The organism is Geodermatophilus sp. SYSU D00879, assembly GCF_054050375.1.
On sequence record NZ_JBJGZF010000003.1, the window covers coordinates 300,502 to 325,740 of the forward strand.

General features: G+C 76.9%; 25 protein-coding genes and 1 pseudogene. 10 read left to right on the plus strand and 16 right to left on the minus strand.

Annotated features, from left to right (window positions below):
* Positions 1-312: 312 nt before the first annotated feature.
* On the plus strand, positions 313-729 hold the full coding sequence (locus ACI79B_RS07080; protein WP_456926821.1) for a hypothetical protein: 417 nt from the start codon (positions 313-315) through the stop codon (positions 727-729).
* 7 nt (positions 730-736) lie between these two features.
* Here the strand turns inward: ACI79B_RS07080 and ACI79B_RS07085 are convergent, their stop codons facing one another.
* The 3 genes from ACI79B_RS07085 to ACI79B_RS07095 form a co-directional block, all read right to left on the minus strand.
* Positions 737-1,477, minus strand: a complete 741-nt coding sequence (locus ACI79B_RS07085; protein WP_456926822.1) for a hypothetical protein — start codon at positions 1,475-1,477, stop codon at positions 737-739.
* Between the two features lie 114 nt (positions 1,478-1,591).
* The gene (locus tag ACI79B_RS07090; protein WP_456926823.1) at positions 1,592-2,356 is read right to left on the minus strand and encodes a sulfite exporter TauE/SafE family protein; all 765 of its coding nucleotides are present in this window, start codon (positions 2,354-2,356) and stop codon (positions 1,592-1,594) included.
* The gene (locus tag ACI79B_RS07095; protein WP_456926824.1) at positions 2,353-3,126 is read right to left on the minus strand and encodes a sulfite exporter TauE/SafE family protein; all 774 of its coding nucleotides are present in this window, start codon (positions 3,124-3,126) and stop codon (positions 2,353-2,355) included. Before ACI79B_RS07095 ends, ACI79B_RS07090 begins: the two co-directional genes overlap by 4 nt.
* 77 nt (positions 3,127-3,203) lie before the next feature.
* On the opposite strand from ACI79B_RS07095, the gene ACI79B_RS07100 reads away from it, so the two are divergent.
* Positions 3,204-3,827 (plus strand): arginase family protein, encoded by a 624-nt coding sequence (locus tag ACI79B_RS07100; protein ID WP_456926825.1) that lies wholly within the window; start codon positions 3,204-3,206, stop codon positions 3,825-3,827.
* Between the two features lie 2 nt (positions 3,828-3,829).
* On the opposite strand, the gene ACI79B_RS07105 is transcribed toward ACI79B_RS07100, so the two are convergent.
* A complete protein-coding gene (locus tag ACI79B_RS07105; RefSeq protein ID WP_456926826.1) occupies positions 3,830-6,382 on the minus strand; it encodes a DEAD/DEAH box helicase in 2,553 nt (850 codons plus the stop codon).
* A gap of 139 nt (positions 6,383-6,521) precedes the next feature.
* On the opposite strand from ACI79B_RS07105, the gene ACI79B_RS07110 reads away from it, so the two are divergent.
* Positions 6,522-6,659 (plus strand): hypothetical protein, encoded by a 138-nt coding sequence (locus ACI79B_RS07110; RefSeq protein ID WP_456926827.1) that lies wholly within the window; start codon positions 6,522-6,524, stop codon positions 6,657-6,659.
* A gap of 102 nt (positions 6,660-6,761) precedes the next feature.
* Positions 6,762-7,619: an SDR family oxidoreductase gene (locus tag ACI79B_RS07115; protein ID WP_456926828.1), complete on the plus strand. Its 858-nt coding sequence runs from the start codon at positions 6,762-6,764 to the stop codon at positions 7,617-7,619.
* Positions 7,620-7,703: 84 nt separating this feature from the next.
* On the opposite strand, the gene mmuM is transcribed toward ACI79B_RS07115, so the two are convergent.
* The 3 genes from mmuM to ACI79B_RS07130 are packed head-to-tail and all read right to left on the minus strand — an operon-like array spanning position 7,704 to position 9,697.
* Positions 7,704-8,600, minus strand: a complete 897-nt coding sequence (mmuM, locus tag ACI79B_RS07120; RefSeq protein ID WP_457000087.1) for a homocysteine S-methyltransferase — start codon at positions 8,598-8,600, stop codon at positions 7,704-7,706.
* Between the two features lie 13 nt (positions 8,601-8,613).
* Positions 8,614-9,075 (minus strand): group II truncated hemoglobin, encoded by a 462-nt coding sequence (locus tag ACI79B_RS07125; RefSeq protein ID WP_456930263.1) that lies wholly within the window; start codon positions 9,073-9,075, stop codon positions 8,614-8,616.
* A gap of 40 nt (positions 9,076-9,115) precedes the next feature.
* Positions 9,116-9,697: a dihydrofolate reductase family protein gene (locus ACI79B_RS07130; RefSeq protein WP_456930262.1), complete on the minus strand. Its 582-nt coding sequence runs from the start codon at positions 9,695-9,697 to the stop codon at positions 9,116-9,118.
* Between the two features lie 79 nt (positions 9,698-9,776).
* On the opposite strand from ACI79B_RS07130, the gene ACI79B_RS07135 reads away from it, so the two are divergent.
* Both ACI79B_RS07135 and arfB read left to right on the plus strand, forming a co-directional pair.
* Entirely contained in the window at positions 9,777-10,442 is a 666-nt protein-coding gene (locus ACI79B_RS07135; RefSeq protein ID WP_456930261.1) for a winged helix-turn-helix transcriptional regulator, read from the plus strand.
* Between the two features lie 106 nt (positions 10,443-10,548).
* The gene (gene arfB, locus ACI79B_RS07140; RefSeq protein ID WP_456930260.1) at positions 10,549-10,989 is read left to right on the plus strand and encodes an alternative ribosome rescue aminoacyl-tRNA hydrolase ArfB; all 441 of its coding nucleotides are present in this window, start codon (positions 10,549-10,551) and stop codon (positions 10,987-10,989) included.
* A gap of 5 nt (positions 10,990-10,994) precedes the next feature.
* Here arfB and ACI79B_RS07145 read toward each other — a convergent pair whose 3' ends face one another.
* From ACI79B_RS07145 to ACI79B_RS07160, 4 genes are all read right to left on the minus strand, one after another.
* Entirely contained in the window at positions 10,995-11,642 is a 648-nt protein-coding gene (locus ACI79B_RS07145) for an N-acetyltransferase (RefSeq protein ID WP_456930259.1), read from the minus strand.
* Between the two features lie 92 nt (positions 11,643-11,734).
* Positions 11,735-11,974 (minus strand): hypothetical protein, encoded by a 240-nt coding sequence (locus tag ACI79B_RS07150; RefSeq protein WP_456930258.1) that lies wholly within the window; start codon positions 11,972-11,974, stop codon positions 11,735-11,737.
* A gap of 329 nt (positions 11,975-12,303) precedes the next feature.
* Positions 12,304-13,110, minus strand: coding sequence for a DUF2382 domain-containing protein (locus tag ACI79B_RS07155; RefSeq protein ID WP_456930257.1), 807 nt, complete (start codon positions 13,108-13,110; stop codon positions 12,304-12,306).
* A 117-nt stretch (positions 13,111-13,227) separates the two neighbouring features.
* Positions 13,228-14,016 carry a TetR/AcrR family transcriptional regulator C-terminal domain-containing protein gene (locus ACI79B_RS07160; protein ID WP_456930256.1) on the minus strand — a complete coding sequence of 263 codons (789 nt, stop codon included), beginning with the start codon at positions 14,014-14,016 and terminating at the stop codon, positions 13,228-13,230.
* A 139-nt stretch (positions 14,017-14,155) separates the two neighbouring features.
* Here ACI79B_RS07160 and ACI79B_RS07165 point away from each other — a divergent pair, with 139 nt between their 5' ends.
* The 3 genes from ACI79B_RS07165 to ACI79B_RS07175 are packed head-to-tail and all read left to right on the plus strand — an operon-like array spanning position 14,156 to position 19,622.
* A complete protein-coding gene (locus ACI79B_RS07165; protein ID WP_456930255.1) occupies positions 14,156-16,753 on the plus strand; it encodes a molybdopterin oxidoreductase family protein in 2,598 nt (865 codons plus the stop codon).
* Positions 16,753-19,281, plus strand: a complete 2,529-nt coding sequence (nirB, locus tag ACI79B_RS07170) for a nitrite reductase large subunit NirB (RefSeq protein ID WP_456930254.1) — start codon at positions 16,753-16,755, stop codon at positions 19,279-19,281. Before ACI79B_RS07165 ends, nirB begins: the two co-directional genes overlap by 1 nt.
* The gene (locus tag ACI79B_RS07175) at positions 19,278-19,622 is read left to right on the plus strand and encodes a Rieske (2Fe-2S) protein (RefSeq protein WP_456930253.1); all 345 of its coding nucleotides are present in this window, start codon (positions 19,278-19,280) and stop codon (positions 19,620-19,622) included. Before nirB ends, ACI79B_RS07175 begins: the two co-directional genes overlap by 4 nt.
* A 56-nt stretch (positions 19,623-19,678) precedes the next feature.
* Here ACI79B_RS07175 and arr read toward each other — a convergent pair.
* From arr to ACI79B_RS07200, 5 genes and pseudogenes are all read right to left on the minus strand, one after another.
* Positions 19,679-20,131 (minus strand): annotated as a pseudogene (gene arr / locus ACI79B_RS07180) (NAD(+)--rifampin ADP-ribosyltransferase); the annotation flags it as partial.
* Between the two features lie 155 nt (positions 20,132-20,286).
* A complete protein-coding gene (locus ACI79B_RS07185) occupies positions 20,287-20,811 on the minus strand; it encodes a hypothetical protein (RefSeq protein ID WP_456930252.1) in 525 nt (174 codons plus the stop codon).
* Position 20,812: 1 nt separating this feature from the next.
* Positions 20,813-22,189 (minus strand): hypothetical protein, encoded by a 1,377-nt coding sequence (locus ACI79B_RS07190; RefSeq protein WP_456930251.1) that lies wholly within the window; start codon positions 22,187-22,189, stop codon positions 20,813-20,815.
* Positions 22,189-22,716 (minus strand): SigE family RNA polymerase sigma factor, encoded by a 528-nt coding sequence (locus tag ACI79B_RS07195; protein ID WP_456930250.1) that lies wholly within the window; start codon positions 22,714-22,716, stop codon positions 22,189-22,191. Before ACI79B_RS07195 ends, ACI79B_RS07190 begins: the two co-directional genes overlap by 1 nt.
* A gap of 100 nt (positions 22,717-22,816) precedes the next feature.
* The gene (locus tag ACI79B_RS07200) at positions 22,817-23,608 is read right to left on the minus strand and encodes a hypothetical protein (protein ID WP_456930249.1); all 792 of its coding nucleotides are present in this window, start codon (positions 23,606-23,608) and stop codon (positions 22,817-22,819) included.
* 148 nt (positions 23,609-23,756) lie between these two features.
* Between ACI79B_RS07200 and ACI79B_RS07205 the strand changes: the two genes are divergently transcribed.
* The gene (locus ACI79B_RS07205; RefSeq protein ID WP_456930248.1) at positions 23,757-25,142 is read left to right on the plus strand and encodes a nitrate/nitrite transporter; all 1,386 of its coding nucleotides are present in this window, start codon (positions 23,757-23,759) and stop codon (positions 25,140-25,142) included.
* The last annotated feature ends 97 nt before the right edge of the window (positions 25,143-25,239 follow it).

Consider the following 25,239-nt stretch of genomic DNA (forward strand, 5'->3'; position numbering starts at 1 on the left):
CGTGGTCGCGCGCCGCGTCGTCCGGGTGCGGGACCGGCGGGTCCCGCCGCGCCCGGCCGACCTGCGCGGACCTGTCGGAGGGGCGTCCTAGCGTCGCGGGCGATGACCGAGCCCGCCGTCCCCGCGCACCCCGCCCCGCCGACCGCACCCGCGACCGCCCCCGTGCAGTACCCGCCCGGTGACCCGGGTGGGGGCGGGGCGACCGCGGCCGGCCAGGCGTCCCCCGGAACCGCCGCCCCTGCCCCCGGCGGCCCTCCGGGCGGACCGGCGGCGGGCGGACCGGCGGCGGTTGGACCGGCGACGGGCGGGCCCGTGCCCGGCGCCGAGGGCGGTCCCCACCCGACCGGGCCGGTGACCGGGCGGCCGCCGGTGGTCCGGGCCCGCCGGAGCGACCCGCTGACCCGCATGGGCCCGTGGGCGCCGGCCGCCGGCGCGGTCCTCGGCCTGCTGGCCGGGGTGGTCGCCGTCCTGCTGCTCGGCGGGCGGGCCGAGGCGTTCGCCGAGCGCCTGGCGCTGGTGTTCCTCGTCGTCGGGCTGGTGATGCTCGGCGCGGCCGGGGCCCTGCTGGCCGACGAGGTGCGGCTGGTCCGCCGCGGCGCCCGGGAGGCCGCCGTGCGGCCGGCCTGGGTCGAGGCGACCGCGGGGCTGATCAACGGGCTGACCCCGGCCCGCCTGCTGCTCGGCTCCAGCGCGTTCGTGCTCTTCCTCGCCGCCTACACCGCCCGGTAGGGGCGCCTCAGCCCACCGCGTCCGGGTCGCGCAGCGTGGCGGGGTCGAGCCGGCCCTCGACGATGTCGTCGGCCACGTCGTCGACCACCCGCCCGGTGGCGAAGGCGTGCGCGCGCAGCACGGTGAGGGTGTCCACGACGTCGAGGCCGAGGGCCACCGTGGCCACGCCGGTCGCCTGCCACACGCGGCTGCGGCGGCGGGCGTCGGGGGAGTCCCACCACCGGTGCCCGCCCTCGTCGGCCACCCCGCCGGAGGCCCGCACCAGCTCCTCGGTCAGGCACACGACGACCGCCTCGACGTCGTCGCGCGGGACGCCGGTGAGCGTGGCCAGCTCCCGCGCGTAGAGGTCGACGATCACCGTGGGCCCCAGGGGCCGGGCCAGCGGCACCGAGAACACCGCGCGGAACGGCGTCTCGCCGAGCAGCGCCTCGTGCAGCTCGGGCCAGTTGCGGTGGATGTCCTCGATGTCGAAGACGATGGCGCTGCCGGTGTCGTGGGCGCGCAGGCACGGGCCGTCGCCGGCGGTGAACTGCAGCTGCTCGGCCCGCGAGGTGGTGCGGTCGCTCGCGCCGATCGGCGTCCGCAGGCCGGCGCCCTCGTGGATGCTCAGCGCCGCGCCGTCCACCCGGACCGCCTGCGCCGCCGCCCGGGCCAGCCGGGAGGGCACCATCTCCGGGCCGTCCTCGCCGTCGCCGGGCGGGTCCTGCAGTGCGTCCAGGAACCGCGTCGCCGCGTCACTCGCCGTCACCCGTCCACTCCCGTCGTCCCCGCCGCCGGTGCTCCCGGCGTCCGCTCACCGTCGTCCTCGCGACCCGTGGTCACCTTGGTCCAAACGGCCCCGCCCGCACCACACCAGGGGGCCTCATCCGTAGGCCTGCACGGCGAGGACGACGGCCAGCCCCAGCCCGGCGAGCGCGATCAGCCGGCGCAGCAGGGTCTGCGGCACGCGCCGCACCACCCGCGGGCCGAGCCGGCCGCCGCCCAGGCAGCCCAGCGCGAGCGGCAGCGCGGCGCTCCAGGCCACCGGCGCGAGCACCACGAACCCGACGGCGGCCACCGCGTTCGCCGCCCCCAGGACGACGTTCTTGAGCGCGTTGCTGCGCGGCAGGCCCTCGCCGGTGCCCAGCAGCACGAGCGCGAGCAGCAGCACCCCGGCGGCGGCGCCGAAGTAGCCGCCGTAGACCCCGATGACGCCGGTGCCGGCGACCAGCCACCACGGGTCCCGGGCGCCGTGCAGCCGGCGGCCCTCCTCGGCCAGCTCGCCCGGCGGCCGCTGCAGCAGGATGGCCAGCGCCGCGCCGCCGATGAGCAGCGGGACCAGCCGCTCGAACGCCTCGGCGGGGGTGAGCAGCAGCAGCGCCGCGCCCGCCACCCCGCCGACCACCCCGGCGGCGGCCAGCGGCAGCAGCCGCCGGCCCTGCCCGGCCAGCTCCGGCCGGGACGCGCTCACCGACCCCACGCTGGTCAGCACCAGCGCGACGGTGTTGGTGACGTTGGCGGTCACCGGCGGCAGCCCGGTGGCCAGCAGCGCCGGGTAGCTCACCAGCGAGGCCAGCCCGGCGATGCTGCCGGCCAGCCCGGCGCCGAGCCCGGCGAGGACCAGCAGCAGCCACTCCAGCGCGTTCACCGGGCCACCAGCACGCCGATGGCGACGCAGCCCAGGACGACGATCGCCGTCCGCAGGACCGCCGCGGGCAGCCGGCGGCCGTACCGGGCGCCGAGCGCGCCGCCGACCACGGAGCCGCCGGCGACCAGCCCGGCGGCCGCCCAGTCGACCCGGTCGGTGGCGACGACGACGTAGGCCGTCGCCGCGACGGCGTTCACCGCGGCGCTGAGCACGTTCTTGAGCGCGTTGAGGCGCTGCAGCGGCTCCGCGAGCAGCAGCCCGAACACCCCCATCTGCAGCACGCCCTGGCTGGCGGCGAAGTAGCCGCCGTAGCTGCCGGTCGCGTACGCGCCGGCGACCAGGCCGGCCAGCCGCCACCCGTGCGGCGTCGCGCCGCCGTCGGTGCGGCGGGCGGCCAGCCGGCGGGTCAGCAGCGGCTGGACGGCGACCAGCACGACGGCCAGCCCGACCAGCACCGGCACCACCGCCTCGAACGCCGCCGCCGGCAGGTGCAGCAGCAGGACGGCGCCGGTCAGCGCGCCCAGCGCCGACGCCGGCAGCAGCCGCAGCACCAGTCCCCGCTGCCCGGCGAGCTCGCGGCGGTAGCCGACCGCGCCGCTGACGTTGCCCGGCACGAGCCCCAGCGTGTTGGACACGCTCGCGGTGACCGGCGGCAGCCCGGTGGCCAGCAGCACCGGGAAGGTGACCAGCGTCCCGGACCCGACGACGGCGTTGATCGCGCCCGCCGCGCCCCCGGCGGCGAGCACGGCGGCGATCTCCGGTCCGGTCATGCGCACATCGGCGTCGAGCCTGGCACGCCGGTCCGCGCGGCCCGGCCGCGGCTCCCGGACCGTGGTGGGATCGGCCCGTGACGGGGTCCCCGGCACGTCCGCCGGTCCACCTGCTGCGGGTCCCGTTCGACTCCGGCCACGAGGAGCGCCGGATGGGAGCGGGCCCGACGGCGCTGGCCCGCGGCGGCGCCGCCGACCGGTTGCGCGGGCGTGGGCACGCCGTGACCGAGCAGGTGGTCCGCCCGGGGGACGCGGGGCGGGCCGAGCTGACGACGGCCTCCGGGCTCTGCCGGGCGGTCGCCTCGGCGGTGGCCACGGTCCGCTCGTCGGGGGCGGTGCTGCTGTCCGGCAACCGCGGCACGACCCTCGGCGTCCTCGCCGGCCTGTCCGGGTCCGGCCGGCGGATCGGGCCGGTCCGGCTCGACGCCCACGGCGACGTCAACACCCCCGACGACGACACCGGCGGCTTCCTCGACGGGCAGGGGCTGGCGGTCGTGGTCGGCCGCTGCTGGCGTGCGCTGGCCGCGCGCGTCCCGGGGTTCGTGCCGCTGGCCGAGCGCGACGTCGTGCTCGCCGGCGCCCGCGAGTCGCTCACGCTGGCGTCCCACGACCCCGCCCTCGACCCGGCGGGGCGGCTGCGGGCGACGGCGCTGGACCTGCTCGAGGAGGTCTGCGCGCGCGCCACGCCGCTGCCGTCCTGAGGTCAGGCGTCCTTGCGGCCGGCGTCGACGACGCGCAGCACCAGCTCGCCGGCCTCGTCCGAGGCGGCCAGGTCGACCTCGGCGTCGATGCCCCAGTCGTGGTCGCCGGCCGGGTCGTCCAGGATCTGCCGCACCCGCCAGATGCCGGGCTCGCTCCTGTCCCAGACCAGCAGCGCCGGGCCGCGGGCGTCGGCGCCGGTGCCCACCTCGGCGTGCTCGGCGAAGTAGCCGCGGACCACCTCGCCCCACCGCTCGGCGTCCCAGCCGGAGCCGGCGTCGAGCTCGCCGAGGTCGTACCAGCGGCGCCGCGCCCACAGCTGCACCCGGGAGAACAGCGCGTTGCGGACCATCGCGGTGAACGCCCGCTCGTTGCCGGTGAGCGGCCGGGCCCGCGCCGGGACGGTGACCGGCTCGTCCAGCGGCTGGTCCGGGCTGGTCAGCTGCTCCCACTCGTCGAGCAGGCTGGAGTCCACCTGCCGCACCAGCTCGCCGAGCCACTCGACGACGTCGGTGACCTCCTCGGTGCGCGCGGCCGCGGGCACGCCGGACCGCAGCGCCTTCACCGCGTCGGAGAGGTAGCGCAGCACCGCGCCCTCGGAGCGGGTCAGCCCGTAGGCGGACACCAGCTCCTTGAACGTCATCGCCCGCTCCCACGTCTCGCGGACGACGGACTTCGGCGAGGGGTGCGCGTCGGCGGCCCACGGGTTGCTGCGCACGTAGACGGCGAAGGCGTGCTCGAGCAGCTCCTCGAGCGGCTTCGGGTAGGTGACGTCCTCGAGCAGCTCGATCCGCTCGTCGTACTCGATGCCCTCGGCCTTCATCTGCGCGACCGCCTCGCCGCGCGCCTTGTTCAGCTGCGCGGCCAGGATCTGCCGCGGGTCGTCGAGGGTGGCCTCGACGACGCTGACGACGTCGAGGGCGAAGGTGTCCGAGGCGGGGTCGAGCAGCTCGATCGCGGCGAGGGCGAACGTCGACAGCGGCTGGTTGAGCGCGAAGTCCGGCGGCAGGTCGACCGTCAGCCGGTACCGGCGGCCGTCGGGCTCCGGCTCGGGCAGCCGCTGCAGCACGCCGGCCTGCAGCAGCGAGCGGGCGATGCCCACCGCCTCGCGGATGAGCCGCAGCTGCCGCTTGCGCGGCTCGTGGTTGTCGGTGAGCAGCCGGCGCAGCGCCGCGACCGGGTCGCCGGGCCGGTCGACGACGTCGAGCAGCATCGCCGTCGTCACCCGCATGTGGCTGGTCAGCGGCTCGGGCTCGGCGGCGACCAGGCGCTCCATGGTCGACTTCGACCACGGCACCATCCCCTCGGGCGCCTTCTTCCGGACCAGCTTGCGGCGCTTCTTCGGGTCGTCGGCGACCTTGGCGAACTGCCGGAGGTTCTCCACCTCGTGCTCGGGCGCCTGCACGACGACGGTGCCCGCGGTGTCGTAGCCCGCGCGCCCGGCCCGCCCGGCGATCTGGTGGAACTCGCGGGCGTTGAGCAGCCGGGTGCGGCTGCCGTCGTACTTGCTCAGCGCGGAGAACACGACGGTGCGGATGGGCACGTTGATGCCGACGCCGAGGGTGTCGGTGCCGCAGATGACCTTGAGCAGCCCGGCCTGGGCCAGCTGCTCCACCAGCCGCCGGTACTTGGGCAGCATCCCGGCGTGGTGGACGCCGATGCCGTGGCGCACCAGCCGCGACAGCGTCGTCCCGAATGCCGAGGTGAACCGGAACCCGCCGATCGCCTCGGCGATGGCGGCCTTCTCCTCCCTCGTGCACACGTTGACGCTCATCAGGGCCTGCGCCCGCTCCAGCGCCTGGGCCTGGGTGAAGTGCACGACGTAGACCGGCGCCTGCTTCGTGTCCAGGAGCTCCTGGATGGTCTCGTGCGCCGGCGTCGTCGCGTACCAGTGGTGCAGGGGGACCGGGCGCTCGGCGCCGGCGACCAGCGCGGTGGGCCGGCCGGTGCGGCGGGTGAGGTCCTCGCGCAGCGCGTCGGTGTTGCCGAGCGTGGCGCTCATCAGCAGGAACTGCGCCCGGGGCAGCTCCAGCAGCGGCACCTGCCAGGCCCAGCCGCGGTCGGGGTCGCCGTAGAAGTGGAACTCGTCCATGACGACGAGGCCGATGTCGGCGTCGGCGCCCTCGCGCAGCGCCACGTTGGCGAGCACCTCGGCGGTGCAGGCGATGACCGGCGCGCCGGCGTTGACGCTCGCGTCGCCGGTGAGCATGCCGACGTTGGCCGCGCCGAACACGCCGCACAGCGCGAAGAACTTCTCGCTCACCAGGGCCTTGATCGGCGCGGTGTAGAAGCTGCGCCGTCCGGCCGCCATCGCCGCGTACTGCGCGCCGGTGGCCACCAGGGACTTGCCCGACCCGGTCGGCGTCGCGAGGACGACGTTCGCGCCGCTGACCAGCTCGATCAGCGCCTCCTCCTGGTGCGGGTACAGCGGCGTGCCGCCGTCCTCGGCCCAGGCCGCGAAGGAGGTGAATAGCTCGTCGGGGTCGCTGCCGCGCGCCCGGAGGGCGGTGAGGTCGCCGGGGTCGTCGAGCAGGGGGAGGGGCGCGGTCGCGGTCATCGTGAGGGACAGCGTGCCCGACGGTCCCGGCCTTCCCCGACGCCGGGGCGCCGTAACGAAACGGTCACGACTCGCCCGGTGGGGTGTGGCGCGGATCGCCTCCGTCGATCAAGGTGAACGGAAGGTGAACGGAAGGTGGATGAGACGCATGCTGGAGAAGAACTGCCCTGAGTGCCACTGGGTGACGGTGACCGACGCCGACGGGCGTCGCCGGATCGAGATGCGGTGGGGCTCGCCGCAGCCGGCCGCGCAGGCGCGGCCGCGGCGCGCGGCCTGAGGCCGCCCGGGTTCCGCACGGGACCGCACGGGTAGGCGGGTCGGCGAGGGCGGGACGGGGAGCAGACCCGCCCCGCCGGACCCGCCAGCAGGAGGAGCCCCCGTGTCGTCACCCCGCCCCGAGTCCCAGCCCGAGCAGCAGCAGACCCCGCCGGGCACGCTCGGCGAGATGGAGCCGAAGCCCGACCACGGTGAGCAGACCTACCGCGGGTCGGGCCGGCTGGCCGGCAAGGCCGCGGTCATCACCGGCGGCGACAGCGGCATCGGCCGCGCCGTCGCGATCGCCTTCGCCCGCGAGGGCGCCGACGTGCTCATCTCGTACCTCTCCGAGCACGAGGACGCCGAGGACACCAAGAAGTACGTCGAGGAGGCCGGCCGCCGCTGCGTGCTGGTGCCCGGCGACATCTCCGACCGGGCGCACGCCAAGACGATCATCCCGAAGGCCGTCGAGGAGTTCGGCAAGGTCGACGTCCTGGTGAACAACGCCGCCTTCCAGATGTCGCACGACAGCCTGGAGGAGGTCTCCGACGAGGAGTGGGACTACACGGTGGCCACCAACCTCACCGCGATGTTCACCCTCTGCAAGGACGTGATCCCGCACATGCCGGCGGGCGGGTCGATCATCAACTCGTCGTCGGTGAACTCCGACATGCCGAGCCCGAGCCTCGCGCCCTACGCCATGACCAAGGCCGGCATCGCGAACTTCACCGCGAGCCTCGCGCAGATGTACGCCGAGAAGGGCATCCGGGCCAACAGCGTCGCCCCCGGGCCGGTCTGGACGCCGCTGATCCCCGCGACCATGCCCGAGGAGAAGGTGGCCAGCTTCGGCCAGCAGGTGCCGATGGGCCGCGCCGGTCAGCCGGCCGAGCTCGCGCCGGTGTACGTGCTGCTGGCCAGCGACGAGGCGTCCTACGTGTCGGGTGCGCGCGTCGCGGTGACCGGCGGCAACCCGATCCTGTAGCGCCGTCCGCGGATGATCAGCTGAGCTCGCGCTGCCGCGTCCTGGCTCACCGTCGGCGGTGAGCCAGGTCGCAGCACGATCAGCTCACCTGATCGTGCGGGCCAGCGCGGCGACGTCGGCCGGGCGCACCCGGCAGCAGCCGCCGACCAGCCGCGCGCCGGCGGCGACCCACGCCGCGGCGTCGCCGGGGTCGATGCCGCCGGTGCCCGTCCAGCGCCGGGCCGCGGCGTCCCACCCCTCGCCGCTGTTCGGGTAGGCGACCAGCGGCACCCCGGCGGCCGCCGCGGCCGCCAGCGCCGGGAGCACCCCGGCCGGGTCGGTGCAGTTGACGCCGACGGCGACCACCTCGGGCACGCCGCGCGCCAGCGCGAACACCTCCGCCGCGCGCTCGCCGCGGCGGGTGCGCGCCACGCCGTCGGCGCCGACGACCGTGGTCAGCGACAGCCACACCGGCATGCCCAGCGACGCCGCCTCGGCCAGCACCGCCTCCACCTCGGCGGCGGCCGGCAGCGTCTCGCAGGCCAGCACGTCGGCGCCGGCGCCGGCGAGCGCGGCCATCCGCGGCCGGTGGAAGGCGCGCAGCCGGTCGACGCCGACCTCGGCCACGTACGCGCCGGTGTACTCCGAGCCGTCGGCCAGCGCGGCGCCGTACGGCCCGACCGACCCGGCCACCCACGCGCCCGGCGCCCCCTCCCGGGCCAGCGCCACCGAGCGGGCGACCAGCGCCAGCGCCTCGTCCCGGTCCACGCCCACCGCGGCGAACCCCTCGACGGTCGCCTGGTAGCTCGCCGTCGTCGCCACCTGCGCCCCGGCGGCGGCGAAGGCGGCGTGCGCGGCGACGACGGCGCCCGGGTCGTCGCGCAGCAGCCGCGCCGACCACAGCACCGACGCGACGTCGTGCCCGCGGGCCTCGAGCTCGGTGGACAGGCCGCCGTCGAGCAGGACCGGGCCGGCGGCGAGCGCGGCGGGCAGGGAGGTCACCGCCCCATCCTCCTCAGGAGGGCCGGTACGGCGGCGCCACGCCCCAGCCCCACCGCGGCACCGGGGCGTGCTCGACGACGGCGGCGCCGTCCTGCGAGTTGGCCAGCGCCAGGCGGGTGCCCCACTCGACGTAGCCGACGAAGGCCGCGCGGAACTCGGGGTCGTCGGGCAGGCCGGCGTCGTCGGCGGCGCGGCTCATCAGCGTGGCGAACCGGAACCGCTGCTCGGGCACCAGCCGCAGCCCGCGGTGGTGGGCGAGCATCCGCTCGTAGCCGCCGAGCTGCTCGGTGTAGAGCGCCGGGCCGCCGAACACCTCGCACCACCAGGCGGTGACGTGCGCGCGGTGCGCCTCGGACACCCCGCCGGGGAACAGCGGGCCCAGCAGGTCGTCCCGCTCGACCCGGTCGTAGAACGCGTCGACCAGGCGCCGGAAGGCCGGGGCGCCGCCGGCCCACTCGTAGAGCGTGGGTGGCACGCCGGCCAGCGCACCACGGCCCCCGCCGGCGGGGAAGGACTCAGCGCGCGAGGCGGTAGTGGGACAGGACGACGCCGGTCGTCGTCGGCACCGACTCGACCAGCTCCCAGCGCAGGTGCGCCCCGGCCGGGAACAGGGTGCGGCCGCTGCCCAGGGCGACCGGCGCGACGGCGAGCCACGCGTCGTCGACCAGGCCGGCCGGGAGCAGGGTGGCCAGCAGGTCGGGGCTGCCGAGCACGGTGAGGTCGGTGTCGACGGTCGCCTTGAGCTGGGCGACGGTCGCGGCGGCGTCGCCGGCGAGGACGGTGGTGTTCGCCCACGTCGGCGCGTAGCCCGGGTCCCGGGTGGCGACGTACTTCCGCTTCGCGTCGAGCACGGGGCCGAACGGGTTGTCGGTGGTGCCCGCCCACGCGGCCTGCAGCGACTCGAGGGTGCGCCGGCCGAACAGCATCGCACCCTCGGCCGCCAAGCCGCGGCCCATGACCTCGCCGAGGACGCCGTCGGGATAGGGCGCGAACCAGCCGCCGTGGGCGAACCCACCGCGGGTGTCCTCGTCCGGTGCGGCCGGCGCCTGCACGACGCCGTCCAGGCTGACGTTCTCGACGATGCTGACCGTGCCCACGGCTCCTCCTCGGGTTTGTCACTACGCATTCAGTAGTAGCGACTACGTCTGACAGAGCGCAAGGGGTAGCCTCGACCGCGTGCCCGACCGCCGCAGCTACGACGACCCGTGCGGGGTCGCCCGCGCCCTCGACGTCGTGGGGGAGCGGTGGGCGCTGCTCGTCGTCCGCGAGCTGCTGCTCGGTCCCAAGCGCTACACCGACCTGGCGCGCGGGCTGCCCGGCAGCAGCCCGACCGTGCTGAGCCAGCGGCTGCGGGATCTGGAGGCGGCCGGGATCGTCACGCGGCCGGTGGCCGGGCCGCCGGTCGGCGGGCGGGTCTACGCCCTCACCCCGCGCGGGCGCGAGCTGGAGGACGTGCTGCTCGCGCTCGGCCGGTGGGGCTCGCGCACGGTGCAGACCTCGGCCGGGGACCTGGGCGCCGACGCGTTCGTGCTGGCGCTGCGCACCGTCGCCGACCCCGCCCGGCTGGCCGGCTGGTCCGCCCGGGTGGAGCTCGCGGTCGACGACCCCGGGGCGCCCGACCGGGTCACGCTCACCGTCGCCGACGGCCGGCTGTCGGCCGTCCGCGGCGCGGCCGGCGCTCCCGACGCCGTCCTGGCCGGCCCGCCGGCGGTGCTCCGCCCGGTCGCCTTCGGCCGCCGGTCCCTCGACGACGCCCGGGCCGCCGGCGACCTGCGCGTCGACGGCGACGTCGACGTCGTGCGCCGGCTGCTGGGCGCGCTCGTCCCACCGGTCCCGGCCTGACCTCCGCGAGCACGGACCTCGCGGGCCGGGACGCCGGGTGTCGTCGGCGTGTCCCCACCGCGGGGCCGTGATCGCGGTGGCGAGGCGCGTCGGTGAGACTGGGCGGGTGCCCGGCAGCGACGACACCGGCGGCGACCTCCCGGTCACCGGCTCCCTCGTCGTCCCCGCCGCGGCGCTGGGCTGGCGCTTCTCGCGGTCCTCGGGGCCCGGCGGGCAGGGCGTCAACACCGCCGACTCCCGCGTCGAGCTGTCGGTCGCGCCGCTGGAGCTGCGCGGGCTGACCGACGCGCAGCGGCAGCGGCTGGCCGAGCGGCTGGGCCCGCGGCTGGTCGACGGCGTCCTGACCGTCGCGGCGAGCGAGCACCGCCAGCAGCTGCGCAACCGGGCCGCCGCGCGCGAGCGGCTGGCCGCGGTGCTGCGCGCCGCCCTGGCCGCGCCGCCCCCGCCGCGCCGGCGCACGAAACCGACCCGCGGCTCGCAGGAGCGGCGGATCGCGGAGAAGAAGCGGCGCGGCGAGCTCAAGCGCCGCCGCGGCAGCTGGGAGTAGCGCTCCTAGAGCTCCGGCATCGGCACGCCCGGCGGCCGGACGGCCACCCACAGCGGCAGCTGCCCGTCGGCCGAGCGGGTCGCCGTCGTCACCTCGAAGCCCAGCCCGCGGGCGAAGCGCACCACCGCCCAGGCGGGGGCGACCAGCGCGGCGGGCACGCCGTCGGCGTCGCAGCGGGCCAGCGCCGGCGCGAGCACCGCGCCGCCCAGCCCGCGACGGCGCGAGCGCGGCCGGGTGGCCAGCGCGCGCAGCCGCCAGTGCGGACCGGCGGGCAGCGCGGCGGCGAGCTCGGCCTCGGTGCGGGCGACGGCGTCGGCGCGGTCGGCGTGCAGCCGCGGCACCTCCCGCTCCAGCGCCGCGCGGACGTCGGCGGGCACCGGCGTCGCGGCCCCGGCGGGGGCCTCCCAGGAGGCGACGGCGTCGACGTCCTCGCTGACCCAGGTGGTGCCGGTGGCGACCCCGCGGTGCCCGGCGTCGAGCTCGGCCAGCCGGGTGAGCCGCTGCGTGCGCCCGTCCAGCGGCAGCGCCCAGCGCACCCACCGCGACTCGGCCAGCGCCACGGTGAGGGTGGCGGCGATGCGCGGCACGTCGCGCGGCTCGGCCGCCCGGACCACCGGGACGCCGACGTGGACCGTCGGCCCGGGTTCGCTCATGCCAGCCATGACACCACGGCGCGCGCACGGCCCGGACACGACCGTGGGGCCGGCCCCGGGACGGGACCGGCCCCCCGGGGCGGGTGTCGGACTCACACGCCGAAGCCGGCGCGGTCGACCTCGCGGTGGTGGCGGGTACCGAGCTCGCCGCCCAGGATCGCGCTGAGCAGCGTGACCAGGAGCGCGGCGAGGCCGGCGACGATCCCGGCGGTGGTCAGGGTGTCCCCGCTGATCGGGATGCTGGGCAGGTCCAGCTGCGAGAGCACGTCGTACTCCGAGCCGAGCACCGCGCCGAGGACGGCGGCGATGACGACGACCAGCGGGCCGATCACCCACACGGCGATGCCCTGCCGGACCCGTCGAAGCGGGCCGTGCGCCCGGCGACGTGGCCGCCTGCGAGATGGGCCAGGAACAGCACGACCAGCAGGATCACGGCCAGACCGGCGGCGGACAGCCAGCCGAAGGAGGCCGCTCCCCACGTGATGCCGCCGAAGCGCTCGTGCTGCGCGTCGACGGCGTCACGGGCCCTGCCGCGGGTGGCCGAAGCACGACCGAGCCGGAGGTGGCGTCGCCGCCGGGAGAGGAGCTCGTGGTGCCTCCCTGAGGGGATCGGGGAGTACGGGTGCGGACCGGCCGACGGGTCGGCCGGTCCGCGGTGGGGTCAGCGGCGACGGGTCGTCGGGTCGACGTCGCCGTCGACCTCGATCTGCTCCTTGCGCACCTGCTCGGTGACCTGCTGCTGCTCGGTCACCGTCTGGGTGTCGAGGCGGACGCGCTCGACCGGCGCGGCCTCCTTGGACACCACGGGGCGCTCGGCGTGCAGGACGACCTCGTGCTCCTCCTCGGAGATGGCCGGCCCGTCCATCGCGTTGCCGATGTTGGCGTCGGTGATGGGCTCGCGCTCGACCCGGACCTCCTCGTGGGAGACGGGCACGGTCTGGCTCACGTTCTCCGTGACGACGTACTTCCGCAGCCGGGCCCGGCCGGCCTCGACGCGCTGGGTGCCCACGTCGAGGTGCTCCTCGGAGCGGGTCATGGCGTCGTCGGTCGTCGGGCCCGAGGTGTCGCGGCCGACGATGCCCTCCCGGCCGCTGAGGTCGGCGCGGCCACCGGTCGTCGTCCCGGTCGTCATCGCCTGACCGGTCGCGGTGCCCGAGGTGCCCAGGCCGTAGTAGCGGTAGAGCTCCTGTTCCTCCTGCGGCGACAGGTGGCCGGCGGAGACGTCGACGTGCGGGGCGCCCTTGACCTTCGCCTTGTCGTAGGGGACGCGCAGCTCGCCGCCGGAGACCGTGGCGTCGGCCAGGGGGACGAAGGCCTCCTTGGTGCCGAACAGGCCGGTGCGGACGGTCGCCCACTCGGGACGGCCGGTCTCGTCGTCGAGGAAGACCTCGCCGACGCTGCCGTGCTTGCCGTCGGGGCCGACGGCGGTGCTGCCGATGACGTCGCTGATCTGCCGGTCGTCTATCACGTGTGCTCCTCGCGGAAGGGGGTGGGGGATCGGCCGGCTCCCTCACGCGGCGGAGTGCCGGGGGTGAACTGGCCACTCCGGGGGTGCCCCGTGGTTTACGACGTAAACCCCTCCAGTTCACTCCCCGGGGACGCGCCCCTCCCGCCGGAGGGACTCCAGGCGGCTGAGCAGGTTCTCGAGGGCCTCCTCGAACTCGGCGGCCGACTCGTCCCGCGACAGCAGCTCCTCCAGTTCGGTGACGAGCGGGTACTGCGAGAGGTCGGTCCCGGTGCCGGGGACGCCCCCCGGTGCGTCCTCGGGGCTGATCTGCACGCCCTTCTGCGACACCTCGAGCAGCAGGTGTCCGAGCAGGAAGCTCGAGTAGGCCCGGTACGCGGCGACCGCCGCCTCGGCGCCGAAGCCGCTGTCGGTCATCGCGGTGAGGAAGGACTCGACCCAGCGCAGGCTGCGCAGCGGCGGGCGGACCCAGGGGGCCTCCGGTGGCCGGGTGGCCACCAGGGGGAAGACCTCGGGGTGCGCGAGGGCGATCCGCCGGACGCCGTGGGCCAGCCGCTGCAGGAAGTCCTGCCACCCGCCGGCGGCGCGCATGTGCACGTCGGGATCGCCGTACAGCTCGTCGATGACGGTCTCGACGACGCCGTCGAGCAGCTGCTCGCGTCCGGGCACGTACCGGTAGAGCGCCATGGCCTCCACCCCGAGGAAGGCGCCGAGCCGCCGCATCGTGAGGGCGGCCAGACCGTGTCGGTCGATGAACTCGACGGCCGCGCCCAGGATGCGGCGGCGGTCGAGGGGGGCCCGCCCGGTGCCGGGGGGGCCGGCGGGGAGGACGGCCGCTGCGCCGCCACGGGCCTCCGGCGAGTCGGGGTCGGGACGGTGCATCGGGATGGTGTCGTCGGTCCGCGCCACGTCTGCCTCCCGGTTCCTCGTCGGGCCCTGCATACCACCGTCGCCGCACCGGACCCCGTGCCCGCCCGTGAGGTCTCCGGAACGCAGCCTTGACGTCGTCGTGGCCGCGGGGAAACCGCCGCACCCGACGCTCGGAGCCGTGTCCGCAGCCCTCCCGTCCGGCGCCGCCGCACCGGCCGGTCCCCGCACGCGGACCACCGCGACGCACTGTCCCTACTGCTCGCTGCAGTGCGGCACGGCGGTCACCGCCGGCGACCGTCCTGCGACGCTCGTACCCCTCGACTTCCCGACCAACCGGGGCGGGCTGTGCAGCAAGGGCTGGTCGGCGGCCGAGTTGCTCGACCACCCCGAGCGGCTGACCCGCCCGCTGGTCCGTGCGGTGCCCGGCGACCGCACCAGCCCGCTGGTCGAGTCCACCTGGGACGAGGCGCTCGACCGCGTCGTCGCCGCGATCGGGCACACCCAGGCCCGGTACGGCCGCGACGCCGTCGGCTGCTTCGGCGGCGGGTCGCTGACCAACGAGCAGGCCTACCAGTTCGGCAAGTTCGCCCGGGTCGCGCTGCGCACCAGCGCCATCGACTACAACGGCCGCTTCTGCATGTCCTCGGCGGTCGCCGCGGCCACCCGCGCGTTCGGCCTGGACCGCGGGCTGCCGTTCCCGCTGGCCGACGTCGCCGAGGCCGACGTCGTGGTGCTGGTGGGCAGCAACCCGGCCGACACCATGCCGCCGGCGATGCAGCACCTGGACGCCGGCCGGGAGCGCGGCGCGCTGCACGTCGTCGTCGACCCCCGCCGGACGGCGACCGCCCGCAGCGCCGGGCTGCACCTGCAGCCGCTGCCGGGCACCGACCTCGCGCTGGCCAACGGGCTGCTGCACGTGGCGATCGCCCAGGGGCTGGTCGACGAGGCGTACGTGGCCGCGCGCACCACCGGTTTCGACGCCGTGCGCGCCGCGGTGCGCAGCTACTGGCCCGACCGCGTCGAGCGGCTCACCGGCGTGCCGGTGGAGCAGCAGCGGCGCACCGTGACCGCGCTCGCCCGGGCGGAGCGGGCGATGGTGCTCACCGCGCGCGGCGCCGAGCAGCACAGCGCGGGCACCGACACCGCGACCGCGTGGCTGAACCTGGCGCTGGCCCTCGGGCTGCCCGGCCGGCCCGGCAGCGGCTGGGGCACCCTCACCGGCCAGGGCAACGGGCAGGGCGGCCGCGAGCACGGGCAGAAGGCCGACCAGCTGCCCGGCTACCGCAGGCTCGCCGACCCGGCCGACCGCGCGCACGTCGCCGCTGTCTGGGGCGTCGACCCCGGCGACCTGCCGGTGCCCGGCCGCAGCGCCTTCGAGCTGCTCGACGCGCTCGGCACCGACGGCGGCGTGCGCGCCCTGCTCGTGCTCGCCTCCAACGTCGCCGTCTCCGCCCCCGACGCCCGCCGGGTGGCCAGCCGGCTGGGCGACCTGGACTTCCTCGCCGTCAGCGACTTCTTCCTCTCCGAGACCGCGGCTCTGGCCGACGTCGTCCTGCCCAGCGCCATGTGGGCCGAGGAGTCCGGGACGATGACCAACCTCGAGGGCCGGGTGATCCGCCGCCGGCGCGCGCTCGACCCGCCCGACGGCGTCCGCGACGACCTCGCCCTGCTCGCCGAGCTGGCGGACCGGCTGGGCGTGCGCGGCTTCTCGGCCGACCCGGAGACCGTCTTCGCCGAGCTCGGCCGGGCCAGCGCCGGAGGAGCGGCCGACTACTCGGGCATCACCTACGACCGCATCGACGCCGAGCAGGGCGTGTTCTGGCCCTGCCCCGCGACCCCGGACGGCGAGCCGGGCCACCCGGGCACCCCGCGGCTGTTCACCGAGCGGTTCGCCACCCCCGACGGCCGCGCCCGGTTCGTGCCGGTGCACCACACCGGCGCGCGCGAGCAGCCCGACGCCGAGTACCCGTACGTGCTCACCACCGGCCGGGTGCTCGCCCACTACCAGTCGGGCACCCAGACCCGCCGGACGCGCGGCCTGCAGCTGGTGGCCCCCGTCCCGCGGGCGGAGATGCACCCCGACCTCGCCCGCCGGCTGGGGATCGCCCACGACGACGTCGTCGAGCTGGCCACCCGCCGCGGCCGCGCCCGGTTCACCGCCGCGGTCACCGACGCCATCCGCCCGGACACCGTCTTCGTGCCCTTCCACTGGGGCGGCGGCTCCAGCGCCAACGCGCTCACCGACCCCGCGCTCGACCCGGTCAGCCGGATGCCCGCCTTCAAGGCCTGCGCGGTCGCCGTCACCCGCGTCGGCGGCCCGGCCGAGCGGCCGCCCGCCCCCGACGCCGCGACCCAGCCCGCGCCGCGGCCGCACACCCGTCCCGTCCCGCCCGCACCACGGCCCCCGACCCGGAGGAGGACCCCCGGCGTGAAGAGCACCCCGAGATTCCTGCAAGGCGTCTTCCCGCTGACCGGGGAGGGGCTGGCCAAGCCCGGCCCGGTCGACCCGGCGCTGCGCTACCAGGTGCCCGCGGGCGCCACCGCCCAGGCGCTGTACTTCCGCGGCGGCAACTCCACCCCGGAGCTGGTCTACGTGCTGCTGCTGCGCGACGGCGAGCCGGTGCGCTGGTTCCCGATCGGCGCCAGGGGCGACGTGCACGTGCCGCTGCGGGTGGTCGAGGACCTGCCCGGCGGCTGCGTCGTCGAGCTGCACGCCGCCGCGCCCGAGGGCGTCACCGGCGAGCTCGTGGTCGACCTGGGTCTGGTGGAGGTGTGATGACGGGAGTGCTCGGCGGCCGCCCCGAGGGGCTGACCACGATCGCGCTGGACGACGACCTCGATCCCCGTCCGCGGCTGGTCGTCGTCGGAAACGGCATGGCCGGCGCCCGGTTCGTCGAGGAGGTGCTCGAGCGCGGCGGCGGCGAGCAGTTCCGCATCACCGTGTTCGGCGACGAGCCGCACGGCAACTACAACCGGATCCTGCTCAGCCCGGTCCTGGCCGGGGAGACGTCCGAGGACGACATCGTCCTCAACAGCCACGACTGGTACGCCGACAACGGCGTCACGCTGCGCGCCGGCGTCCGGGTGGAGCGGGTCGACACCGCCGCCAAGGTCGTCTACGCGGCCGACGGGACCACCACCGCCTACGACCACCTCGTGCTGGCCACCGGCAGCTACAGCTTCGTCCCGCCCATGACCGGCGTCCGGCGCGACGACGGCAGCCTGCGGCCCGGCGTGTACGGCTTCCGCACCATCGACGAGACCCGCGCGATGCTCGCCGCCACCGGCCGCTGCCGGAAGGCGGTGGTCATGGGCGGCGGGCTGCTCGGGCTGGAGGCCGCCCGCGCGCTGCAGGGCCACGGCCTCGAGGTCGACCTCGTGCACGCGATGCCGTGGCTGATGAACGCCCAGCTCTCCCGGGAGGCCGGCGCCGTCCTCGAGCGCAGCGTCGCGTCGCTCGGCATCACCGTCCACCTCGACGTGCTGGCCACCGAGGTGCTCGGCGACGACGCCGTCGAGGGCGTGCTGCTCGAGGACGGGCGGCGGATCGACTGCGACCTGCTCGTCGTCGCCGCCGGCGTCCGGCCGCACACCGACGTCGCCGTCCGCTCCGGCCTGGAGGTGGAGCGCGGCATCGTCGTCGACGACCGGCTGCGCACCGACGACCCCGACGTCTACGCCATCGGCGAGTGCGCGCAGCACCGCGGCTCGGTCTACGGCCTGGTCGCCCCCGCCTGGGAGCACGCGCGGGTGCTCGCCGACGTGCTCACCGGCACCGACCCGGACGCCGAGTACCACGGCAGCCGGACGGCGACCAAGCTCAAGGTGGCCGGGGTCGACGTCGCCACGATGGGCGTGAGCACCCCCGAGCGGGACTCCGACGAGTTCCTCGTGATCTCCGAGCCCCGCCGCGGCGTGCACCTGTCCGTGGTGGTCCGCGACGACCGGCTGGTCGGCGCCACGCTGCTCGGCGACACCCGCAAGGTCGCCTACCTCACCCAGGCGTTCGACCGCGGCAGCGCGCTGCCGGAGGAGCGCATCCGGCTGCTGGTCGACCTCTCCGCCGGGCAGGAGGAGGTCGGCGTCGCGGACATGCCCGCCGACTCCCAGGTGTGCAACTGCAACGGCGTGACCAAGGGCGCGATCTGCGGGGCGGTGGCCGACGGCTGCGGCAGCGTCGGCGCGGTCATGGACCGCACCCGCGCCGGCAAGGGCTGCGGGTCCTGCAAGGCGCTGGTGCGGCAGGTCGTGGACTGGGCCGCCGACGGCGACGTCGCCGAGGACCCGGCCGCCTCGTACTACGTGCCGGGCATCCCGCTGGCCAAGCCCGACCTGGTGGCCGCGATCCGCGCGCGGGACCTGCGCAGCGTCTCCGCCGTGTTCGCGGCGCTCGCGCCCGGCGGCAGGGAGGACGCCCGCTCCAAGATGGGCCTGACCTCGCTGCTCAAGACGGTGTGGGGCACCGAGTTCGTCCGGGAGAAGGACGCCGAGTTCGTCAACGACCGGGTGCACGCCAACATCCAGCGCGACGGCACCTTCTCCGTCGTCCCGCAGATGAAGGGCGGGGTGACGACGCCGGCCCAGCTGCGCCGCATCGCCGACGTCGCCGAGAAGTACGAGGTGCCGATGGTGAAGGTGACCGGCGGGCAGCGCATCGACCTGCTCGGCGTGCGCAAGGAGGACCTGCCCGCGATGTGGGCCGACCTCGGCATGCCGTCCGGTTACGCCTACGGCAAGAGCATGCGCACGGTGAAGACCTGCGTGGGCAGCGACTTCTGCCGCTTCGGTCTCGGGGACTCCACCCAGCTGGGCATCGACCTGGAGACCCGGCTGCAGGGCATCGAGAGCCCCGCGAAGATCAAGATGGCCGTCGTCGGCTGCCCGCGGAACTGCGCCGAGGCGTACGTCAAGGACGTCGGCGTCGTCGCGGTCGGGAGCGGGCGCTGGGAGGTCTACGTCGGCGGCGCCGCCGGGGCCACGGTCCGCAAGGGCGACCTGCTGGCCACCGTCGACTCCCCGGAGGCGGTGATGACGCTGGTCGGCCGGTTCGTGCAGTACTACCGGGAGAACGCCAACTGGCTGGAGCGGACCTACGACTTCGTGCCGCGGGTCGGGCTGGAGCGGGTGCGGTCGGTGGTGGTCGACGACGCCGACGGGATCTGCGCCGACCTCGACGCGGGCCTGCAGCGCTCGGTCGACGCCTACACCGACCCGTGGGGGCAGGACGGCCCCGAGCCGGCCACGCCGGGGCAGTTCCGGCCCGCGCTGCCGCTGGTCGCGCTGCCGCAGGTGCCGGTCCGGTGAGCGTCGTCGACACCCGGCCGGCCGCTCCGGCCGGCGTCCGGGCGTACACGGTCGGCCGGGCGGGGGACGTGCCGCCGGGGGAGGGGCGGGCGTTCGTCGCCGGGGACGTGCAGGTCGCCGTCTTCCGGCTGCGCGACGGGTCGCTGCACGCCACCCAGGCCGCCTGCCCGCACGCCGGCGGCCCGCTCGCCGACGGGCAGACCGATCCGGACGTGCTGGTCTGCCCGCTGCACCTGTACGGGTTCCGGTGGACCGACGGCGCCCCGACCGGCGGCGACGTCGGCCCGGTGCGCGTCCACCCGGTCCGCGAGGTGGACGGGATGCTCGTCGTCGACGTCTGACCCGGTGCACCTCCGCGGAGGTGCACCGGGCACTTCCGCGGAAGTGCACGGCCCTGGTCCTCGATGACGTCGAGGCCCTGCTCGCGCAGTCGCGCCGGGGAGGCGAGCATCCCCTCCACCACCTCCGGGGCGTGCCCCTCCCCGTCCTCCACCTCGCCGACGACGCGCAGCGGGGAACGGGTCCGGTAGGACCGCGTGGGATCGCCGGGGAACCGCTCGGCGGTGACGTTCGGGTCGTCCTCGAAGGGGCCCAGCGGCTCCACGACGTGGACGTGTCCCCGGTGCGCGTCCCCGGCCAGCGCCGTCGCCGGCTCCGCTCCCCGGGCGGCGGTGTCGACCAGCGCCGTGCAGTGGACGTGGTTCACCACCCGGCCTGACCGGAAGTCGGAGCCGCGGCCGGGGACCAGCTCGTCGCCGACCGCCAGCGTCGCCCGCGTCCCGGTGGAGAAGGGCCCGGGGACGTCCCCGCAGTTCCCGGGGGTGACGGGGACGCGCGGCGACTCCTCCATCCCGGCGGCGGTGCCCCCAGGGGTGCGTGCGGGCGCCCCTGGTGACCTCGTCGACGGCGTTCCGCGGTCCGTGCACGACCAGGCGAACCTGACCCGGCACGTCCGCCGGACGCCGGCGACGACGCCCGCCGCACACGCCCGCTCGGCCCGACCGCTCAGGGCGCCGGGACGACGACGGTGGCCGCCATGGGCCCGCCGCACTCCTCGCTGCCGCCGACCCGCACCCAGTCCAGGTCGGCGTCGACCTCGGCGAGCGCACGGGCGTCGGCCGCGAGCACGGTGACCGTCGCGGCGTCCGGCGTCTCCACGTCCGTCGGCACGCCGGCCGTCGTCCCGGCCAGCGGCGCGGTGACCGCGCGCCGCGGCTCGGGCTCCCGGTCCGGGCGGACCACCTGCCCGCACGACGGCTCGCAGACCACCCGCACCGACGCCGGCGCCGGCCCCGGCCAGTCGCCGGTGAGCTCCACCCGCACCGCGTTGACCCACCCGATCGCCGGGCAGGCGACCTCCGGGGAGCCGCCGGACCCGGCCGCGCACCCGGCCGCCAGCCCCGCCGCGAGCAGGACCCGCCCGGCGGGCAGCGGCACCGGCCGCCGCGGCCGGCGGCGCACCGGCCCGAGCACCCGCGCCTCCTCGGCCAGTTGCCGGGCGGCGACGACGGAGGCGGCCTCGGCGGTCACGTCAGTCCCAGCCGTGGGTCGCGGCGAGCCGCTCGAGACCGTCCAGGCCGAGCTCCTCGGCCGGGGCCAGGACCGTGCCGTCGGCGGCGAGGAACAGGACCTCGGCGGCGTCGCCCGGCACGGCGGCGACCCGGTCCCGCAGCGGCACGTCCGCGCCGTCCACCCGCGCGGTCGCCGCACCCGGCGGGCCGAGCAGCACCGCGTCGTCGGCCTCCGGGCACCGCAGCAGGAACCCGCGCCCGGTCACCGGGGCCCCGGCCGGCAGGAGGTCGGTGGCGCACCAGGTGCTCGCGGCGGCACCGGTCCCCGCGCTCGCGGTGAGCGTCGCCTCCAGGTAGACCGCGCCGGAGGGCAACGTCGCGGCGAGCAGCCGCAGCGTCCCCGGGCCGTCCCCGCCCGGCAGGCTCCCGGACCAGACGACGTCGAGGGTGACCTCGTCCGGCCGCAGCCCCGTGACGGCGAAGACGTGGTCGACCGCCCCGGCCAGGACGGGGTCCGTGCCCGCCGCGGCGAGCGCCGGGCCCGGCGGCGCCGAGTCCTCCGGCCGCCAGCCCAGCGGCATCGCGGTCACGACCGTCGCGCCGCCGCGGACCACCCGGTAACGCAGCGCCTCGTCGTAGGAGCCGGTCGCCGGGCCCAGCGCCAGCGCCGCGACGCCGTCGGGCGCGTCGACCGGGACGAAGTCGCGGCTCACCGTGCCGTCGGCGGCCACCTCCGGACGGCGGGACACCTCGACGACGTCCCCCGGCGCGGCGACCACGAGCAGGGCGCCGGTGCTCGCGTCCGACAGCGCCACCGGCCGCCCCGCGGCGAGCCCCGACATCGACCCGGCCCGCTGCAGCTGCTCCGGGGCCGCGCCCTCCGGGCCGGTGAACCAGACGGCGGCCAGGGTGCCGGCGGCCGTGGGGTCGGCGGGGTCGACGGGCCGGTTCCCGGCCATCGCCGGGTCCTCGCCGGCGACCAGCACCCACCGCCGGCCGGCGGCGTCCCCGGCGTACACGACGCGGCGGGCCACCGGCGGGGAGTCGGGGGCGTGGTCGCCCGGGCTGTCCGTCCACGGCAGCGCCCGGACGGCCTCGAGGAACGCGGCGTCCCCGGCCAGCGAGCCGCGGGCCGGCCCGGTGAGGACGTCGGCGGAGGCGGCGACCGGGCCGGGTGCCGCCACGCCGACCGCGGGCACCGCCTCGTCGCCCGGGTCCCGCAGCGCCACCGGCACGGCGACCACCACGGCCGCCACCGCCGCGGCCACCGCGGTGAGCCCGATGGTCTGCCGGCGCCGGGCCCGGTGCCGGGTCACCACGGCCCGGGCCAGGTCCTCCCGGGGCGGGGGAGCGGTGCGCTCGGCCAGCCGGGTCAGCCGGTCGGTCAGGTCGTCCATCAGGAGTCCTCCCCGCTCACGAGGACCGGCGGCGCCAGCAGCGCGCGCAGGCGGGCCAGCCCCCGGGTGGTGTGGGTGTTCACCGCGCTGGCCGAGCAGCCCATCGCCTCGGCGGCCTGCTGCTCCGAGAGGTCGGCGTAGTAGCGCAGGACGACGGCGGCGCGCATCCGCGGCGGCAGCGAGCGCAGCGCGGCGCGCAGGTCCTCGTCGTCCTCGCGCGGCTGCGCCGGGTCGGCGCGGTCGGGCAGCGTGCCGACCACCTGCTCGGTGCTCGCGAGCCGGCGCCGCCAGCTGGTGTGCGTGGTGACGACGACCCGGCGGACGTAGGCGGTGGGGTCGCTGCCGCGGCTGACCCGGTCCCAGTGCCGGTAGGTCTTGAGCAGCGCGGTCTGGACCAGGTCCTCGGCGTGCCCGCGGTCCCCGGTCAGCAGTACGGCCAGGCGCAGCAGCCCGGCCTGCCGGCGGGCCACGAAGCCCTCGAAGGACGTGTCCTCGGAGGACGTGTCCCCGACGCCCTGCTGCTCCACCCGTGCCCTCCCGCGGTCCGCCGTCACCCCTTCCACGCGGCGGGACCGGCGGCGGACCCACAGCCGCAGGTCACGGGACGATCACGATCCGCGAGCGGGGTCAGGCCAGCTCGGCGAGGGCGGCGGCGACCGTCGCGTCGCGCACGAAGTCCAGCGCGAGCAGCCGGTGCACGAGCACGCCGCGGCGGGTCAGCCGCAGGTCGGCCGGGCGCAGCCGGGGGAGCGCCGCGCCGCCGGGACGCGGGGTCGCGGGCGGCGGGTCCAGCAGGCCGCGGCGCTGCAGGTCGGTGAGGTCGTCGAGCGCGCCCCACGCCGTCCAGCCGCGCGGGTCCTGCGGCACCGGCGTCATCGGCAGCGGAGTCCGCTCGCGCCGGCCGACCGCGGCCAGCAGCACCCACTGCCGGCCGGTGAGCTCCGTGGCCAGCCGCAGCCCGCGGAACACGACGGCGGCGTCGAGGTCGGGGGAGACGGCGGCCTCGGCGAGCAGGTAGCCGAGGTGGCGCACCCGCCACTCCTCGGTGACCGCGCGGGCGGCGAGCACGACGGCCTCGGCCAGCTCGTCGGCGGGCGCGCGGTCGCCGGGTCCGGGGGTGAGGAAGCCGTCGCTGCGCACCGCGCGGCCCTGGGCGGCGCGGGTCACCGACAGCTCGGCGGCGAAGGCCAGCGTGGCGCCGGCGCGGCAGCGCGCGCGGGAGGACACCGGCGCGGGCGGGTCGGCGTCGGCCGCGGTCGCGGTGCGCCGCAGCCACGCGGCCAGCCCCCCGTCCAGGCGCACCTTCGCCGAGCCGTCGTCGAACACCAGCCCCGCGGCCGTGCGCGCCATCGTCCCGGCGACCAGTTCCCCGGACTCCACGAGCGCGCGTCCCGGTGCCGCCTCCGTGTACTCCGCCACGCCGTCGATCATGGCCGAGCCGGGCGCCCCGTGTCGGCCCGGCGGCCGGACCCTCACCACAGCGGGGCAGGGCCGGTGAGCACAACGGAACACACGGTCAGCCCGACGGCGACGGCGGGGAAACCGCGGCCCGCGACGCTTCCGGTCCATGGCCGCCCCCACGCGCACCGCGCCACCCCCCGCCCCCGCGCCGCCGAGCCCGCCGCGCGGCGGGCGCTGGATCGACGACTGGCGCCCCGAGGACCCGCGGTTCTGGGAGACCACGGGCCGGCGGGTCGCCCGGCGCAACCTGTTCTTCTCGGTGTTCTCCGAGCACGTCGGCTTCTCGATCTGGAGCCTGTGGTCGGTCGTGGTGCTGTTCCTGCCCGAGCCGGTGTTCGGCATCGACCCGGCCGGCAAGTTCCTGCTCACCACGCTGCCGACCGCGCTCGGCGCCGCCGTCCGGCTGCCCTACACCTTCGCCGTCGCCACGTTCGGCGGCCGCAACTGGACGATCGTCAGCGCCGCCCTGCTGCTGGTCCCGACCGTCGCCACCGCCGTCGTCCTCGAGCCCGGCGTCTCCTACACGACGCTGCTGGTCGTCTCCTGCCTCGCCGGCGTCGGCGGCGGCAACTTCGCCAGCTCCATGGCCAACATCAACGCCTTCTACCCCGACCGGCTCAAGGGCTGGGCGCTGGGCCTCAACGCCGGCGGCGGCAACCTCGGCGTCCCGGTGATCCAGCTCGTCGGCCTGCTCGTGCTCGCCACGGCCGGCGTCGAGCACCCGCGGATCGTGCTGCTCGTCTACGTCCCGCTCATCGTCGTCGCCGCCGTCGGCGCGGCCCTGCTCATGGACAACCTGACGACGGCGCGCAACCAGCCGCGGGCGATGCGCGAGGCGGCCCGCGAGCCGCACACCTACGTCATGTCCTTCCTCTACGTCGGCACGTTCGGCTCGTTCATCGGCTTCGGGTTCGCCTTCGGGCAGGTGCTGCAGAACCAGTTCAGCGCGGACTTCGCCACCCCGCTGGCGGCCGCGTCGCTGACCTGGCTGGGCCCGCTGCTCGGCAGCCTGGTCCGCCCGCTCGGCGGCTCGCTGGCCGACCGCTTCGGCGGCGCGCGCATCACCTTCTGGACCTTCGTCGCGATGGCGGTCGGCGCCGCGGTCGTGTTCAGCGCCAGCCAGGTGGGGTCGCTGCCGCTGTTCGTCGTCGGGTTCGTGCTGCTGTTCGTGCTCAGCGGCATCGGCAACGGCTCGGCCTACAAGATGATCCCGGCGATCTCCCGCCACCAGGCGCGGCAGCGGGTGGCCGCCGGCGCCGACCCCGCCGCCGCCGACCGGCAGGCGCTGCGGACGTCCGGGGCGCTGATCGGCATCGCCGGCGCCGTCGGCGCCTTCGGCGGGGTGCTGGTGAACCTGGCGTTCCGCCAGTCGTTCCTCACCACCGGCAGCGGCGACGCCGCCTACCTCGTGTTCATCGCCTTCTACGCGGTCTGCGTCGCGGTCACCTGGGCGGTCTACCTGCGGCCGACCGCCCGCGCGGCCGGCGTGTGAGCGCGGTGCCCCGGGGCGGGGGGGGGGGGGGGGGGGGGGGGGCGCCCCCCCGGCGGCGGCGCGCGGGCCCCCCGCGCCCCCCCACCCCCCCCCCCCC

What these genes read in the sequence shown, in the direction of transcription:
- ACI79B_RS07095 (WP_456926824.1), bottom strand. Translation starts at nt 3,126, where the DNA reads ATGACCGGACCGGAGATCGCCGCCGTGCTCGCCGCCGGGGGCGCGGCG.
- ACI79B_RS07105 (WP_456926826.1), bottom strand. Translation starts at nt 6,382, where the DNA reads ATGACCGCGACCGCGCCCCTCCCCCTGCTCGACGACCCCGGCGACCTC.
- ACI79B_RS07110 (WP_456926827.1), top strand. Translation starts at nt 6,522, where the DNA reads ATGAGACGCATGCTGGAGAAGAACTGCCCTGAGTGCCACTGGGTGACG.
- ACI79B_RS07145 (WP_456930259.1), bottom strand. Translation starts at nt 11,642, where the DNA reads ATGAGCGAACCCGGGCCGACGGTCCACGTCGGCGTCCCGGTGGTCCGG.
- nirB (WP_456930254.1), top strand. Translation starts at nt 16,753, where the DNA reads ATGACGGGAGTGCTCGGCGGCCGCCCCGAGGGGCTGACCACGATCGCG.
- ACI79B_RS07190 (WP_456930251.1), bottom strand. Translation starts at nt 22,189, where the DNA reads ATGGACGACCTGACCGACCGGCTGACCCGGCTGGCCGAGCGCACCGCT.
- ACI79B_RS07205 (WP_456930248.1), top strand. Translation starts at nt 23,757, where the DNA reads ATGGCCGCCCCCACGCGCACCGCGCCACCCCCCGCCCCCGCGCCGCCG.